The following is a 1,759-nucleotide window of genomic DNA, read 5'->3' as shown; positions in this document are numbered from 1 at the left end:
AGAGCGCAGGGCGCCGGAGATGGCGGCCTGGGTCCAGGGGGTGTATTCACCCTGCTTGCCGGCGAGCCAGGTTCCGGCCTTGGCATTGAAGTAGGCCTTGTCGGCGGCGATGAAGAGCTCGCGCGCCGCGGTGCGGTACTTGGCATCCGAGGTGGCCAGGAAGGCGGCAGTCAGGCCACGGATGGCGGCGAACTGCGCGTCGATGGACTGACCGGCGTCAAGCTTGCCGCCCAGGGTCAGACCGTCATGGACCAGGCCGTTCTTGCCCTTTAGGTTGGCGAGGATGAAATCGGCCTGCTTGCGGACCAGTGCGATCGCCTGCTCACCCTGTGGGGTCTTGAGGTTCAGCTCGCCATTGTCACCGGCGGCGTAACCCACCGGCAGCGCATCCTGGGCGCGCTGGAAGATCTGCAGGGCGACCAGGGCGTAGGCGGCGTCGAAGGTAGTGACGTGCCCGGCCTGTTTGCCAGCTTGCCAGCTGTCGACCAGGGTGCCAGCCTTGGGCTCGAAGTGCAGGGCCTGCAGGTTCTTGAAGGTGAGGTTGGAGAGGTTCAGGGCCAGGGAGAAGGCATCACTGCCCGCCACCGCCTTGCCCAGATCGTTGGTCTGGTTGGCAGCCGGAGCGGCGGCGAACGGGGCACCGTCAAACACGGCGTGGAAGGCCGGGTTCTGGTTGGTGTTGGCCGTGCGCTGATCGCTGAAGGCGTAGAACTCGGAGAGGGGCCACAGCAGCATCCAGGCGTCGCGCAACTGGGCGGAGCCGTCCACGACCTCCAGCTTGCCGATGGCACCGGCGTCGTTCTTGCTGGTCTCGGTCACTTTCACCTGATGAGGGAAGTAGACAACCCCCTTGGCCGGATCGTACTGCGGGGTGATCTTGGCGCCCAGGGTCTTGCCGTCAAAGCCGAGCTGACCTTGCAGGATGGCGAGCTTGTCGATGGACTGCTCGGTCAGCATCATGCCGTTGAAGCCGTCGGCGGCAGAAACTCCCAGCTTGTGCTTGCTGTCCTGATCCATGGTGGCGGACGCGGCTTCCACCTCTTCATCGGTCTCGGCTACGTGCATGCCGCCGAGGAAGTCCTGGGACCACATCACTTCCTTGAGCAGGATGCCGCCCACGGCGGCCGGGACCAGCAGGTTGTCACTGCCGCTCCAGCGCAGGGTGGCGTAGTCGCGGAAGTAGGCGGGGACCTGGGTCTTGACGCTCTTCTCGTTGCCCTTGGCGGTCTTGATGGTGATCTGGTCACCGTTGACCGGGGTGGCGTTCACGGCCTGGGCGAACTCCGGGTTGGCGGAGGCGTAGGGCAGGGAGAGGGGATACATGCCCTGGGGAATTTCATCGGCGGGGAAGCAGACGGCCTCGGCCATGGCCAGTACCCGTTTGCCCAGGTCGGCCAGGGTGCCGCCACGGGCCTGGTTTTGCGGCCCGTTTACCAGATGGGGGCCCATGCCGGACTGGTAGTTGAGGGCGTACATTGCCTCTTCGGAGTATTCATAGGATTCGATGCCGGCGGCGAAGTCGAACGGGGTCGGCTCGTCGGCGCGGTTGGCGTCCAGCACATCCAGATCCAGACCGAGGGCCTCGGCCAGCGGCTCGCCGGAGAGCTCGAATTCGGTGTAGGCCAGCATGTTGGCCGCGGTGTTGAACGTCTTGTCCTCCACCTTGACGGCAGCCTGTGCGGCGCTGCTGAGGAGTGCGCAGGCGATCGCCTGCACCAGTACGGTTTTTCTCATGTCCTTCTCACCATATTGTTGATTT

The 1,759-nt window shown here is 64.7% G+C and carries 1 protein-coding gene; it reads right to left on the bottom strand.

The window, feature by feature from the left end; all coding sequences use genetic code 11:
* A partial coding sequence (locus tag PG892_RS21360; protein ID WP_270825822.1) for a hypothetical protein occupies positions 1-1,734 on the bottom strand: 1,734 nt, incomplete at its 3' end.
* Positions 1,735-1,759: the final 25 nt, after the last annotated feature.

The organism is Aeromonas sp. QDB68 (genome assembly GCF_027707405.1).
Classification (GTDB): domain Bacteria; phylum Pseudomonadota; class Gammaproteobacteria; order Enterobacterales; family Aeromonadaceae; genus Aeromonas; species Aeromonas caviae.
The sequence above is the reverse complement of the archived record's forward strand: the minus strand, read 5'-3'. Positions and strand labels throughout refer to the sequence as shown.